Annotated in this window: 1 pseudogene; it reads right to left on the bottom strand. The window is 68.6% G+C overall.

What is annotated here, in order from left to right:
- Window positions 1-370, bottom strand: a pseudogene (locus AC1DYK_RS36265) (hypothetical protein); the annotation flags it as partial.

Here is a 370-nt window from a genome sequence, read left to right on the forward strand (position 1 = left end):
CATCCGCGACCGTCACGAACGGCTCCAGATGGAAGTGATTCATCCGGGAGAAGGTGAAGGAGTCCTCGAAGATGTGGTCGCAGTCGTCCCAGACGGAGTCCGGGCCGGTCTCGTACCGGAACTCGTAACAGACGTTGGGCCGCGGCCGGAGCTGACCGGAGGCCCCTGTCCCGTAGGGAGGGACGATGCCGGGCGGAGCCTGTTCGAACAGCTCAGGGGCGTCGGGTGCGAGAGCGGCCTCGATGTCGGGGACGGTCGGCAGCGGCTCGTACACCACCTCGATCAGCTCCAGCGCGTGCAGCGCCACCGCCTCTGACTCGGCGGCGACGGCTGCCACCACATCGCCCGCGTACCGCACCCGGTCCAGGGC

It is taken from the genome of Variovorax sp. P2_H12 (assembly GCF_056403395.1).